The sequence below is a fragment of the Frigoribacterium sp. CFBP 8754 genome, assembly GCF_014841815.1.
GTDB classification, from domain to species: domain Bacteria; phylum Actinomycetota; class Actinomycetes; order Actinomycetales; family Microbacteriaceae; genus Frigoribacterium; species Frigoribacterium endophyticum.
The window spans coordinates 234,997-248,194 of sequence record NZ_JACYUO010000001.1 but is presented as its reverse complement, the minus strand read 5'-3'; the positions used below and the strand labels follow the sequence as shown (position 1 = coordinate 248,194).

Below are 13,198 nucleotides of genomic sequence, written 5' to 3'. Positions count from 1 at the left end.
CCGGCCCGGCCGCGCCCGGCGGCCCGCCCGAGCGCTCAGCACTCGACGACGTTGACGGCGAGCCCGGCGCGGCTGGTCTCCTTGTAGCTGTCGGCCATGTCGCGCCCGGTCTGGCGCATCGTCTCGATCACGGTGTCGAGGCTGACGACGTGGCTGCCGTCGCCCAGCAGCGCCATCCGCGTCGCGGCGACCGCCGTGCCCGCCGCGATGGCGTTGCGCTCGATGCACGGCACCTGCACGAATCCCCCGACCGGGTCGCAGGTGAGGCCGAGGTGGTGCTCCATGGCGATCTCGGCCGCGTTCTCGACCTGACGGGGCGTGCCGCCGAGCACGGCGGTGAGCGCCCCCGCCGCCATCGAGGCGGCCGAGCCGACCTCGCCCTGGCAGCCGGCCTCGGCACCGGAGATCGAGGCGTTGCGCTTGTAGAGCGACCCGATCGCGGCGGCCGTGAGCAGGTAGCCGCGCTCGAGCTCGTCGCGCGTCACCCCGTGGAACCGCATCGCGTAGTACCCGACGGCGGGGATGATGCCCGCGGCCCCGTTGGTCGGCGCGGTGACGACGCGGCCGCCCCCGGCGTTCTCCTCGTTCACGGCCATCGCGTAGGCCTGCAGCCACTGCGCCGGCAGGTCGGAGGTGAGCAACGAGGAGGCGCGGCCCTGGTCGACCGCGGAGCCCCCGATCGCGAACGCGGTCGCCCGCTCCTCCTGCGCCCGCAGCATCTCGGCGATCTGGCGGGCCCGTCGCGGCACCTTCATCCAGCCCGGCAGCACCCCGGAGGCGGCGAGGCCGGCGTCGACGCAGGCCTCCATCGCGGCCCAGCGGGCGGCGAGGCCCGCGGCGGCCGCGGCCTCGCCGTGCACCGCGACCTCGTTGCGCCAGGCCAGCTCGGCGATGCCGACGCCCTCGGCGTCGCAGAGCCGGAGCAGGTCGTCGGCGTCGACGAAGGCGAACGGGGCCTCGGCGGCGGGCACGACGTGCTCGTCGTCGCCGTCGCGGACGACGAACCCGCCGCCGGTCGAGAACCAGACCTCCCGCGCGAGGGTCGCGCCGTCGGCGTCGCGGGCCTCGAGGCTCATCGCGTTGGGGTGCCGCGGCATGCGGGTCAGGGGCGCCATGCGGAGGTCGTTCGGCGCGAAGGCGACCTGGTGCCGGCCGAGCAGCCGGAGGCCGCCCCCCTGCTCGACGGATCGCTGCATCGACGAGACCACCAGCGGGTCGCAGGTCTCGGGCTCCATGCCCGCGAGGCCCGCGAGCACCGCCGAGGGGGTGCCGTGCCCGAGGCCGGTCGCGGCGAGCGAGCCGTAGAGGACGACCTCCACCCGGGCGACGTCGTCGAGCAGGCCCGCGGCGTCGACCCCGTCGAGGAAGAGGCGGGCGGCCCGCATCGGCCCGACGGTGTGCGAGCTCGAGGGCCCGATGCCGACCGAGAACAGGTCGAGGGCCGAGACGTGGTCGGTCATGGTGCCTCCGGGGCGGGGCTCGAGGTCGGATCGGGGTCGGGCCGCCCGACGGTGCGGGCGTGCTCGCCCATCGCCGCCGCCATCTCGCCGAGGAACCTCCGGACGGTCTGCAGCTCGGCGTCGTCGTAGCCCGCCATCACGCGGTCGCTCAGCGCGCCGAGGGGCCCGAAGAAACGGCCGGCGACGGCGCGGGCCGCCTCGTCGTAGCGCACGATGACCCGGCGCCGGTCGACCTCGTCGCGCGTGCGGTGCACGTGGCCCGCGCGCTCGAGGCGGTCGATGACGCCCGTGGCGGCGCCGGACGTCACGCCGAGGACGTCGCCGAGGCGGCCCGACGTGACGGGGTCGCCCCGCTGCTCCGCCTGCATGACGTGCAGCAGCGCCTCCAGGTCGATGTGGCCGAGCCCCTGCTGCGCCGCGAACGCCTGGGCGACCCGCTGCGACTCGGTGGTGAGCCGCTGCATGGCCGTGACGACGTCGCGGCGGGCCCCGGCGCGAGCGGGCGCGCCCGGCGCGTCTCGCACGTCGGGGTGAGCCGGGTCTGGGTCGGTCATCGCGCCTCCTGTGCACTGATTCTCGCCGACGTCGGGTCGCCGCCGTGCAATACTCTCAGCAACTAAGACATCCACCAACTGAAGGACACTCGTGCGCGCACTCGCCCGCCTCGTCAGCGGCCACCGGTCGGCCTGGGCCGTCCTCGGCGGCACCCTCGTCGCCGTCGCCCTGCTCTTCGCGTTCCTGCCCTCCGGCGGCGACGACGCGTTCCCGCCCTCCGGGCTCCCCGACGACAGCCAGGCGGCGGAGGTGACCGCCCTGCTCGACGAGTTCCCGTCGTCCGACACGACCGTCGGCATCCTGGTCTGGAGCCGAGGAGGCGCCGCCCTCTCCGACACGGACGTCGCGTCGGTCTCCGCCCGCGCCGAGGCCCTCGCGGCCCTGTCGACCACCCCGCAGGCCGTCCGCCCGCAGGTCAGCGACGACGGCACCGCGGCGCTCGTCGCCGTGCCGCTCGCCGCCGACGACGTCGACGCCGACCTGTCGGGCGTGGCCGGAGAGCTGCGCGCCGCCGCCTCGGAGGGGCTGCCCGACGACCTCTCGGCGTACCTGACCGGGCCCGTCGGCTTCCAGGACGACGTCTCGAACTCGTTCGCGGGGGCGGACTTCCGCCTCCTGCTCGTCACCGTGGTCGTCGTCGCCGTGCTGCTGATCGTCACCTACCGCAGCCCCGTGCTGTGGATCGTGCCGCTCGCCGTCGTCGGCGTCGCCGACGGACTCGCGGGTCGGGTCGTGGCGGCCCTGGCCGAGCCGCTCGGGGTGACCGTCGACGCCTCGATCTCGGGGATCCTCTCGGTGCTCGTCTTCGGCGCGGGCACGAACTACGCGCTCCTGCTGGTCGCCCGCTACCGCGAGGAGCTGCTGCGCGACGACGACCGGCACCGGGCGATGCGCACCGCCGTGACGAGCGCCGGGCCCGCGATCGCGGCGAGCGGCGGCACGGTCGCGCTCAGCCTCGCCACCCTCGTGCTCGCCTCCCTCGCGGGCAACCGCGCGCTCGGCGTGGCCTGTGCCCTGGGCGTCGTGGTCGCGGTCGTCTTCGCCCTCGTCGTGCTGCCGGCCGCCCTCGTGGTCTGCGGTCGCGGGCTGTTCTGGCCCTTCGTGCCCCGCGCCTCCGCCCCCGGCTCCCCCGGCGCCGACGAGCCCCACCACCACGCGGCACGGAAGCAGGGCGCCTGGGAGCGCCTCGGCCGGGGCGTGCAGCGCCGACCGGTGGTCGTGAGCGTCGCCGCGGTCGCCGGGCTCGGAGTGCTCTGCCTGGGCCTCGGCGGCTACGCGGTCGGGCTCTCGCAGACCGACCAGCTGCTCGGCGACCCCGACTCGGTCACGGCCCAGCGGATCGTCGACGACTCGTTCTCGGCCGGACTNGGCGTCGACGGCGTCGACTCCGCGGCGGTCGGCGAGGAGGCCTCCGGGCTGACGCGCGTCGACGTCCAGCTCGCGGCCGAGCCGGAGAGCGACGACGCGTTCGTCGTCGTCCAGGCGCTCCGCGACGCCTACGCCGGGGCCGGAGGCGCGGTGTCGGACGCCCTCGTCGGCGGCAGCGACGCGACGGCCTACGACGAGCGCACCGCCGCGCAGGCCGACCTCCGCCTGATCGCCCCGATCATCCTCGCGGTCGTCTTCGCCGTCCTGGCGCTGCTGCTCCGGTCGCTGGTCGCCCCGGTGCTGCTCATCGCGTCGGTGCTCGCCACCTTCGCGGCGAGCCTGGGCGCGTCGACCTGGCTGTTCCAGCACGTGCTCGGGTTCCCGGCCCTCGACACGGCGGTGACCCTGTACGCCTTCCTCTTCCTCGTGGCGCTCGGGGTGGACTACAACATCTTCCTCACCACCCGGGCGAGGGAGGAACGGGAGCGGCACGGCACCCGCGAGGGCATGGTGCGCGCGTTGGCCTCGACGGGCGCCGTCATCACGAGCGCCGGCGTGCTGCTCGCGGCCGTGTTCGCCGTGCTCGGCGTGCTGCCGGTCGTCGCCCTCACGCAGGTCGGCGTCGTCGTCTGCATCGGCGTGCTGCTCGACACCCTCGTCGTGCGGACCGTGCTGGTGCCGGCCCTGGTCTTCCTCACCGGCGACGCGTTCTGGTGGCCGAGCCGGCGCCGCGGTCAGCCGCAGGCGGACCAGAGGCCGATGCCCGAGCCCTCGGCCGTGGCCTCGGCGGCGACGAAGGCGTCGCGGTAGCGGTACGGGTCGTCGTAGGTGTCCTCACGGCCGTACCCCTGGGCGACGAGGTCGTGGTTGAGCATGACCCCGGCGGGCGTCCAGACGTAGCGCAACAGGCGGTCGTACCGGTCGGCGTCGCCCTGCGAGGGGTCGGCCTCGAGCCAGACGGCCGACCCCGCCGGCAGGCTCGTGGTCGTGAAGGCGCTCGCCTCGGGGCCGAAGCAGTCGACCGGGGCGTCGGGCTGCACGGTCTCGGGGGTGTCGACGCCGATGAGGCGGACCCGCTCCCGGGCGCCGCCGTCGGCGAGCACGACGATCACGGTGTCGCCGTCGACCACGCGCTCGACGATGGCCTGGGCGGCGCCCTCGGGGACGGCGGCGGGCACCGCGACCGAGGGGGACGAGCCGGTGCCCGGGGCCGAGCCAGCGCCCGGGCCCGACCCGTCGCGCGAGCCGTCGAGGAGCTGCGGGAACGCCACCACGACCACGGCGGCCACGACGACGACCACGACGCCGAGCAGAGACGACCGACGACGGCGGCCCCGCGCGCGACCGCCGCTCACTCGGCGAGCCTCGTGCCGCGCAGCTCGGGCAGGGCGAGGGCCGCGGCGGCCGCGACGAGGAACACCGCGCCGAAGACGACGAAGAGCAGGGGCGCGCCGCCCAGCACGAGCAGCGGGGGCACCGAGAGGGGCGCGACGATCGAGGCGACGCGCCCGACCCCGGCGGCCCAGCCCGACCCCGTGCCGCGCAGCCGCGTCGGGTAGAGCTCGGGGGTGACCGCGTACAGGGCGCCCCACGCCCCGAGGTTCGCGAACGACAGGGCCGCGCCCGAGACCACGATGTGCGTCGCGCTCCCGCTGACGACGCCCGCCCCGAACGCGGCGGCGGCCACCGCGGAGCCGAGCAGGAAGGCCGCCAGGGTGGCCCGACGACCCCAGCGCTCGATGAGCCAGGCCGAGACGGCGTAGCCGGGCAGCTGCGCCAGCGTGATGAGCAACGTGTACTCGAACGACTTGACGAGCGGGAAGCCCGCCTCGACGAGCAGCGTCGGCAGCCAGACGAAGGCGCCGTAGTACGAGAAGTTCGTCGCCGCCCAGACGAGCCACAGGGCGACCGTCCGCCGGCGGAGCCCGTCGCGCAGGAGGGCGGAGAGGGAGGCGCGGCGAGCGCCCGACGCGACCCGCGCCTCCTCGAGGGCCGTCGCCCTGGTCGCCGCGGCCGCGACGTCGGCCGGGTCGGGGGCGGGCACCCCGGCGGCCCGCTCGAAGGCCCGGACGGTGCGCTCGGCCTCGTCGTGCCGCCCCCGCGACTCGAGGTACCGCACCGACTCGGGCATGCGCAGCCGCACGAACACGGCGTACGCCGCCGGGAGGGCCCCGATCAGCAGCGCCCAGCGCCAGCCGTCGTCGCTGGTCGGCACCACCAGGTAGCCGACCAGCGCCGCCGCGATCGAGCCGACCGCCCAGAACGCCTCGAGCAGCACGACGACGCGGCCGCGGATGCGACGCGGCGAGAACTCGGAGACGAGCGTCGAGGCCACCGGCAGCTCGGAGCCGAGGCCCAGCCCCACGACGAAGCGCAGCACGAGCAGCGCCCCGACCGACCAGCTGAGCGCGGAGACGCCGGTCGCCAGGCCGTAGACGAGGAGGGTGAGGGCGAAGACGGTCTTGCGCCCGAGGCGGTCGGAGAGCGTGCCGCCGAGGGCCGCGCCGATCGCCATGCCGGCGAAGCCGGCCGAGGCGACGAACGCCAGGGCGCCGCGGTCGGAGCTCCAGACGACGGCCAGCTGGGCGATCACGAACGAGACGAGGCCGACGTCGAGGGCGTCGAGGGCCCAGCCGACGCCGCTGCCGACGAGCAGCCGGCCGTGCTTGCGGGTGAAGGGCAGCTCGTCCAGGCGCTCGGTGCGCGTGGGCGGTGCCTGCGTGGCGACGTCGTCGGTCATGGTGCCTCTCGGGCGCTGTCGGGTGGGGCGTCCTCGACACGCCCTGCCGTGCGCCAGCCGTGAACATCGACGAGGGTAGCGAGTCTCGGGGCGCCGCACCGTAGGCTCCGGCGCACCGGTCCATCGTGGACGGGCGACGGAGGCACCACCATGGCAGAGAAATCGACGAAGAAGTCCACCAAGACGACCGCGACGCGGTCGCTCAAGGAGAAGCGGGCCGACAAGAAGGACAAGCGCGGCACCGCCTCCCACTCGGAGGACGCCGTCTCGAACGTCAAGAAGCGCTAGCTCCCTCCCAGCGCCGCGTCGGCGGCAGCGGCAGCGTCACGGCACCGTCAGCCCCCGACACCCCGGAGGCGGCGGTGCCGTTCTCGTCCCCGGTCGCCCCTCCGTCGGTGACAGACGCTCAGCTCGCGGTTAGCCTCGGGGGACGGGCCCACCAGGGGGCCCGGTCGAGGGGACCACCATGACCACGTCCGACGCCACGCCCGCTCCCACGCCCGCCCCGAAGCCCGGGCCCGGCCCGCGGCCCGTCCCGGCCGCCTCGGCCGCGGCGCCCGCTCCGACCACCGCGGCCGCCGCGTGAGGGCCGCGCTCCGCCGCGGCGCCGCGGCCGGCACCGTCGCCGTCGTCGCGCTGGGGCTCGCCCTCGCGGGGGCGACCACCGCCTCCGCCGCCCAGGCCGGCGCCTGGGGCAGCTTCACGCTCAGCGGGAGCGCTCGCGAGTGGTCCGGCACGATGTCGCTGCCCGGCGGCTTCCCCGAGACGGCCTTCACCTCGACCTCGCGCCAGGCCACGGTGCCGAGCGGCTCGAGCACCTGGCAGGCCGCCTCCACCGCGCCCGGCGAGCGCTACGGGTCGAGCCGGGGCCTGCCCTACCTCAACCTGCGGCCGCAGCTCGACCGGCCCGTCGCCTCCGCCGCCTCGGTCACCACCTACACGTTCGGCTCCGCCACCCCGTCGGCCGGCTGGTCGTTCGTCCTCGGCGACGTCGACGCCGACCAGGTCACCGTGACCGCGACCGACCCGGCCGGAGCGGCCGTGCCCGCCTCGGCCCTGGGCTTCGGCTCGGCCTACAACTACTGCCGCGTCGCCGGCGGCCCCTCGTGCGACGCGGCCGGCCTCGGCGACGTGCCCCGCTGGGACTCCTCGACCGGGGTGCTGCTCGGCAACGCCGACGCCCTCGACACCGAGGGCGCCGCGGCCTGGTTCAGCCCGACCGTGCCGCTCGGCTCCCTGACGCTGACCTTCCAGCAGCGCTCGGGCTTCCCGGTCTTCCAGACCTGGTTCGCGACGCGCACCCAGTCGCTGACCGGCACCGTGACCGAGGGAGGCGCGGCCTTCCCGGCAGCGGCCGTCACCGTCCGCGACGCCTCCGGCACCGTCGTCGCGGAGACCACCACGAACGCCCGCGGCGAGTACGTCGTGCCGGCCCTCACCGCCGCGCCGGGCTGGCGCGTCACGGTCGAGCCGCCCGCGGGGACCCCCGCCGCGGAGGACGTCGTCGTCGACCTGACGTCCGCCGACGGAGTCGCCGACGTCGCCTTCCCGACCGCGCCCGCGCCCGCGCCGACGTCGGTCGCGGTCACCGCCACGATCGTCGACACCGAGGGAACGCCCGTGCCCGACCTGCCGCTCAGGCTCGTCGAGCGCGCCTCGCGCGCCACGGTGGCCGAGGTGACCACGGCCGACGACGGCACGGCGACCGTCGCCGACCTCGCCCCGACGACGTCGTACGAGCTCTTCCGCGCCGACACGGGCGAGTCGCTCGGCACGCTCGTGCCCAACAGCGGCGGCGTGCTGCCGGTCGGCTTCTTCCGCCCGGTGCCCGCGCCGGCCCCCGAGCCCACCGTCGACGTGAGCGGCACGATCGCCGGCCCCGACGGAGCGCCCGCCGCGGGCGCCACGCTCGACGTGGTGCTCGTGCCGGCCGACGGCGGCCAGCCCACCGAGACCGTCGCGACCGTCGAGACCGACGCCGAGGGCGGCTTCGAGGTCGACGGGCTGCTGCCCGAGACCGACTACGTCATCGTCGTCGACGAGCAGGCGGAGGCGGCGGTCCCGTTCACGACCCCGGCCGCCGGCGCCCCCGCGACGCCGCTCGTGCTCGAGGTGCCCGCGCCCGAGTCGGTCAGCGTCGACGGCACGGTCGTCGACCAGGACGGCGAGCCCGTCGCCGACGCGCCGGTCGCGGTGCTGCCCGCCACCGGCGACGCCCCGGTGGCCGAGACCACGACCGACGCCGACGGTCGCTTCGTGCTCGACGGCCTCGACCCCGGCACCGACTACCGCCTCGTCGTCGACGGCGACGTCGCCGGAGCGGTGCCCTTCACGACCGGGTTCGCGGACGCCGGGCTCGGCACGGTCGCCGTGACCGTCGTCGTGCCCGACCCGACGCCCGGCCCCACTCCCGGCCCGACGCCCGAGCCCTCCCCCGGCCCCCCGGCCGGACCGGCGCCGACGGCGAGCGCGGCGCCCGTGGCCCCGGGCACGACCCCGACGGTCCGTCCCGCCGGGCGGCCCGGCGGCCTCGCCTTCACCGGTGCCGACGCGGCCTGGCCGCTCGGCCTCGGGGCCGCGCTGCTGGTCGCGGGCCTCGGCCTCGTGACGGGCCGAGCCGTGCTGCGGCGCCGGCAGCAGGCCGTCGTGAGCGGGTCGGAGGACTGACACCGCGCCTCCCGCGCCCCTCGGCCCCGCCGCCGGTCACCCGACCGGCGACGGGGCCGCCGTGCTGACCGGGCCGCCGCGCTGACCGGGCCGTACCCCGTTCACGGAGCGGACTCGGCGGGTGGCGGGGCGACGCCCGGCCTACCGTCGGGCGGGCGCGCGGCTCGGCCGTGCGCGCCCGCGGGCCAGCCCGCCCGCGGACCCGCAGACCCGCAGACACCAGGAGGAACCCCGTGAAGGCAGTCGTCTGGCACGGCGTCGGAGACATCCGTCTCGACGACGTCGAGCAGCCCACCATCACCGACCCGAACGACGCGATCGTGCGCGTCACCCGCAGCGCGATCTGCGGCACCGACCTGCACTTCGTGCGCGGCACGATGGCGCCGATGGTCGAGGGCACGATCCTCGGCCACGAGGCCGTGGGCGTCGTCACCGAGGTCGGCGACGCCGTGCGCGGCTTCAGCCCGGGCGACCGGGTGATCATCGACAGCACGGTCTCGTGCGGCGCCTGCCGGTACTGCCGCGAGGGCCACACCGCCCAGTGCGACGTCGCGAACCCGAACGGCCCCGACGCGGGCACGAGCTTCTTCGGCGGGCCCGCCTCGACCGGCCCGGTGGACGGGCTGCAGGCCGAGTACGTGCGGGTGCCGTGGGCGCGCAACACCCTGCACCCGCTGCCCGACACGGTCAGCGACGACCAGGCGATCCTGCTCAGCGACATCTACCCCACCGGCTGGTTCGGGGCCGAGCTCGCCGGCGTCCGCCGCGGCGACACCGTGGCCGTGCTCGGCGCCGGCGTCGTCGGCCAGTTCGCGATCGCGTCGGCGTTCCAGCAGGGCGCCGCCCGCGTGATCGCGGTCGACCACCTCGAGGACCGCCTCGCCCAGGCCCTCGCCCAGAACGCGGAGGTCGTCGACTTCAGCCGGGAGGACCCGGTCGCGGTCGTCAAGGAGCTCACGAACGGCATCGGTGTCGACGCCGTCATCGACGCGGTCGGCGTCGACGCGCAACACGCCGCCCACGGCCCGGCCGCCCCCGACGCCGAGCAGGCCGCCGCGTTCGAGGCGGAGGTCGCGCAGGTCGCGCCCGACGCCGCCCCGCAGGGCGACCAGTGGGTGCCGGGCAACGCGCCGTCGCAGGCCGCCCGCTGGGCCGTCGAGATGGTCGCGAAGTACGGCCGCATCGGCATCATCGGCGTCTACGCGCCCACGGTCGAGACGTACCCGATCGGTGCCGCGATGCTCAAGAACCTCACGGTGCGGATGGGCAACTGCGACCACCACTCCGTCACGCCGCCGCTCATCGAGCGCGTCGCCGCCGGGCTGTTCGACCCGACCGCGCTGATCACCGAGCGCGAGCCGGTGACCGACGCGATCGCGGCGTACGAGGCGTTCGACCGGCGCGAGCCGGGGTGGCTGAAGGTCGAGCTGACGACGGGCTCGTAGCTGGGCCGCGACGCGGGGCCTGCGGGAGGCGCGGTGCGGGCGGGGCCGGCACCGCGCCTCCCCCGGGTGGTCAGGCGACCGTCGTGCCCGCGCGCATCTCGTCGACGCTGAGCTCCGGGGCACCGCCCGCGGCCGCGGCCGGGTCCATCCAGACGAAGTCCCAGTGGTGACCGTCGAGGTCGTCGAAGCTCTTCGAGTACATGAAGCCGTGGTCCTGCTCGCCGGCCGGCGTCGCCCCCGCGGCGAGCGCGGCGGCGTACGCCGCGTCGACCTCCTCCTTGCTCTCGGCGCTGAGGGCGAGCTGCACCTCGGTCGAGGTGGTGGCGTCGATGATCGTCTTGCGGGTGAACTCCGCGAAGAACGGCCTCGTGAGCAGCATCGCGGTGATCGTGTCGCTGATCACGACGCTGACGGCGTTCTCGTCGCTGAACCCCTCGTTGATCGAGTACCCCAGGGCCTCGAAGAAGGTGCGCGACCGGGCGACGTCGTCGACGGCCAGGTTGACGAAGATCATGGTGGGCATCGGTGCGCCGCCTCTCTGCGGGGCGCCGGCGGCCCGTCGCCGCCGGTCGTCTCCCGCATGATGGCAAGGCGCCGGCGACCGTGTCAAGACCCGTCGGCGCGGGGTGTCCCCCTCCCAGCGGGCACCCCGACAGCGGGTGTTGCGTGGTCTGCATGAAGCACACGACACTCGGCAGCGTCGACGGCGGACTCGACGTGGGCCGCCTCGGCCTCGGCCTGATGGGCATGTCCGCGTTCTACACCGGCAGCGGCACCGACGACGACGAGTCGGTGCGGGTGATCCACGCCGCGCTCGACCACGGCGTGACCCTGCTCGACACCGCCGACATGTACGGCCCGCACACGAACGAGCAGCTGCTGGGGCGCGCCCTGCGCGGCCGACGCGACGGCGTCGTCGTCGCGACCAAGTTCGGCAACGTCACCGACCCCGAGGCGCGGAAGGAGCGCGCGGTCGACGGTCGGCCCGAGTACGTGCGCCGCTCGATCGACGGCTCGCTGCAGCGGCTCGGGCTCGACCACGTCGACCTCTACTACCAGCACCGCGTCGACCCGCAGGTGCCGATCGAGGAGACGGTCGGCGCCATGGCCGAGCTCGTCACGGCGGGCAAGGTCCGCCACCTCGGCCTGTCCGAGGCGGCTCCCGAGACGATCCGCCGGGCCCACGCCACCCACCCGATCACCGCCCTGCAGACCGAGTGGTCGCTCTGGAGCCGCGACCCCGAGGCCGAGATCGTACCGCTCGTGCGCGAGCTCGGCATCGGCTTCGTGCCGTACTCGCCGCTCGGCCGCGGGTTCCTCACCGGTGCCCTGCGCTCGGTCGACGAGCTCGCCGACGACGACTTCCGCCGCTTCGCGCCGCGGTTCAGCGGAGACAACCTGCAGGCGAACGTGCGCATCGTCGAGCAGGTCGACGCCGTCGCCCGCGAGGTAGCGGCGACGCCCGGCCAGGTCGCGCTGGCCTGGCTGCTCGCCAAGGGCGAGGGCGTCGTGCCGATCCCCGGCACGAAGCGCCGCACGTACCTCGACGAGAACGTCGCCGCCGACGACGTCGTGCTCACGGCCGCGCAGGTCGAGCAGCTCGACGCGGTCGCCGCGCCCCAGGGCGACCGGTACGCCGACATGTCGACGGTCGACCGCTAGCGCGGACGGCCCACGGCGGGCGGGTGCGAGCCGGGCGGGCGTCGACGACGGACCGCCCGGGTCGCACCCGCCCGTCGTCGTGACGGGGCAGGGCGGCCGGGCAGGGCGGCCGGGGCAGGGCGGGCCCGAGCGCGGGAGGCGCGGGTACGGTCGCAGCATGGACGACGTGATCAGACGGCGCGCGGTGGTCCGCGGCCTGGTGCAGGGCGTGGGCTTCCGCTTCTCGACCGAGGGCGAGGCCGACCGCCTCGGCGTCGCCGGGTTCGTGCGCAACCTGCCCGACGGCACCGTCGAGACGGAGGCCGAGGGCACGCCGGAGGCGGTCGGCCAGCTGCTGGAGTGGCTCACGGAGGGCCCGCAGGGCTCCCGCGTCGACGGGGTCGACGTGAGCGAGCTGTCGCCGCTCGGCGAGGGCGGCTTCGAGACGCGGCACTGAACGGCAGCGGCAGCGTCGGCGAGCGGCGGGCGGCACCGTCGGCGAGGGCCCGCGTGCCGGGACCCGGCCCGGGAGCTCGCACGCACCCGACAGCGTGGAGTCCCCGGACCGGGCTGCACCCGAGGGTGCACCAGCTTGTCTACCAGGTCGGTCGGTGCACTCGCCCACCGGTCGGGGGACGAACTCGCGACGGCCACCTCACATCCGCCCCCTCTCGCGCGTCTGCAGCGTGGGTAGCATCGGCAGAGACGAGGAGACGACCGTGACGGAGACCGGCAGCGCGCGCGGAGCGGGCACCACGGGCACGGGCTGGGGCACGGACGACCCAGCCCCGACCACGGCCCCCGACGCGGCGGTCGTGCACACCACCACGAGCACGCCCGTGGGCCTGCTGACCGTCGCGGGGGGCGTCGACGGGCTCGTGGGCCTGTGGTTCGAGGGCCACCGGCGCGGGCCGACCCGCGACTCCCTGGGCCCGCGCTCCGACGTCGGCACCGGCGCGAGCGACTTCGGCGAGGTGGCCCGGCAGCTCGGGCAGTACTTCGCCGGCGAGCGGACGGCCTTCGACCTGCCGCTCGCGCCGCGCGGCGACGACTTCCGCCAGCGGGTCTGGGCGGCCCTCCGCACGATCCCCCACGGCGAGACCCGCACCTACGGCCAGCTCGCCGTCGGCCTCGGCGGGGTCGGGCTGGCCCGGGCCGTCGGGGCCGCGAACGCGCTGAACCCGCTGAGCATCGTCGTGCCGTGCCACCGGGTGGTCGGCGCCGGCGGGGCCCTCACCGGCTACGCGGGCGGGCTGGAGCGCAAGAGGTTCCTGCTGGCCCTCGAGGAGCCCGCCGAGCGGCGCGAGAGCCGGCTGTTCTGA

The 13,198-nt window shown here is 75.9% G+C and carries 12 protein-coding genes and 1 pseudogene; 8 read left to right on the top strand and 5 right to left on the bottom strand.

The features are described from left to right. Window positions 1-35: 35 nt before the first annotated feature. Window positions 36-1,460 (bottom strand): L-serine ammonia-lyase, encoded by a 1,425-nt coding sequence (locus tag IFT72_RS01160; protein WP_056052892.1) that lies wholly within the window; start codon window positions 1,458-1,460, stop codon window positions 36-38. Further along, window positions 1,457-2,014 (bottom strand): MarR family winged helix-turn-helix transcriptional regulator, encoded by a 558-nt coding sequence (locus tag IFT72_RS01155; protein WP_056052889.1) that lies wholly within the window; start codon window positions 2,012-2,014, stop codon window positions 1,457-1,459. Before IFT72_RS01155 ends, IFT72_RS01160 begins: the two co-directional genes overlap by 4 nt. Window positions 2,015-2,105: 91 nt before the next feature. Here IFT72_RS01155 and IFT72_RS15810 point away from each other — a divergent pair. Next, a pseudogene (locus IFT72_RS15810) lies at window positions 2,106-3,382 on the top strand (MMPL family transporter); the annotation flags it as partial. Between the two features lies 1 nt (window position 3,383). Next, a partial coding sequence (locus IFT72_RS15805; RefSeq protein ID WP_244634138.1) for an MMPL family transporter occupies window positions 3,384-4,193 on the top strand: 810 nt, incomplete at its 5' end. Here IFT72_RS15805 and IFT72_RS01145 read toward each other — a convergent pair. Next, window positions 4,118-4,738 carry a thermonuclease family protein gene (locus IFT72_RS01145; protein ID WP_192045349.1) on the bottom strand — a complete coding sequence of 207 codons (621 nt, stop codon included), beginning with the start codon at window positions 4,736-4,738 and terminating at the stop codon, window positions 4,118-4,120. The two genes, IFT72_RS15805 and IFT72_RS01145, sit on opposite strands and share 76 nt — an antisense overlap. Beyond that, window positions 4,735-6,123, bottom strand: coding sequence for an MFS transporter (locus IFT72_RS01140; RefSeq protein ID WP_192045348.1), 1,389 nt, complete (start codon window positions 6,121-6,123; stop codon window positions 4,735-4,737). Before IFT72_RS01140 ends, IFT72_RS01145 begins: the two co-directional genes overlap by 4 nt. A 150-nt stretch (window positions 6,124-6,273) precedes the next feature. Here IFT72_RS01140 and IFT72_RS01135 point away from each other — a divergent pair, with 150 nt between their 5' ends. The 3 genes from IFT72_RS01135 (at window position 6,274) to IFT72_RS01125 (ending at window position 10,235) form a co-directional block, all read left to right on the top strand. After that, entirely contained in the window at window positions 6,274-6,411 is a 138-nt protein-coding gene (locus tag IFT72_RS01135; protein WP_167258398.1) for a hypothetical protein, read from the top strand. A 294-nt stretch (window positions 6,412-6,705) separates the two neighbouring features. Continuing rightward, window positions 6,706-8,790, top strand: coding sequence for a carboxypeptidase-like regulatory domain-containing protein (locus tag IFT72_RS01130; RefSeq protein WP_192045347.1), 2,085 nt, complete (start codon window positions 6,706-6,708; stop codon window positions 8,788-8,790). Between the two features lie 233 nt (window positions 8,791-9,023). Further along, the gene (locus IFT72_RS01125; RefSeq protein ID WP_056052874.1) at window positions 9,024-10,235 is read left to right on the top strand and encodes an alcohol dehydrogenase catalytic domain-containing protein; all 1,212 of its coding nucleotides are present in this window, start codon (window positions 9,024-9,026) and stop codon (window positions 10,233-10,235) included. Between the two features lie 70 nt (window positions 10,236-10,305). Here the strand turns inward: IFT72_RS01125 and IFT72_RS01120 are convergent, their stop codons facing one another. After that, a complete protein-coding gene (locus tag IFT72_RS01120) occupies window positions 10,306-10,758 on the bottom strand; it encodes a VOC family protein (RefSeq protein WP_192045346.1) in 453 nt (150 codons plus the stop codon). Window positions 10,759-10,910: 152 nt separating this feature from the next. Here IFT72_RS01120 and IFT72_RS01115 point away from each other — a divergent pair, with 152 nt between their 5' ends. The 3 genes from IFT72_RS01115 to IFT72_RS01105 all read left to right on the top strand — a co-directional run bounded on the left by IFT72_RS01115 (window position 10,911) and on the right by IFT72_RS01105 (window position 13,198). Then, window positions 10,911-11,897, top strand: a complete 987-nt coding sequence (locus IFT72_RS01115; protein ID WP_192045345.1) for an aldo/keto reductase — start codon at window positions 10,911-10,913, stop codon at window positions 11,895-11,897. Between the two features lie 157 nt (window positions 11,898-12,054). Further along, window positions 12,055-12,333, top strand: coding sequence for an acylphosphatase (locus IFT72_RS01110; protein WP_056052869.1), 279 nt, complete (start codon window positions 12,055-12,057; stop codon window positions 12,331-12,333). A gap of 262 nt (window positions 12,334-12,595) precedes the next feature. Next, on the top strand, window positions 12,596-13,198 hold the full coding sequence (locus IFT72_RS01105; RefSeq protein ID WP_371741127.1) for a methylated-DNA--[protein]-cysteine S-methyltransferase: 603 nt from the start codon (window positions 12,596-12,598) through the stop codon (window positions 13,196-13,198).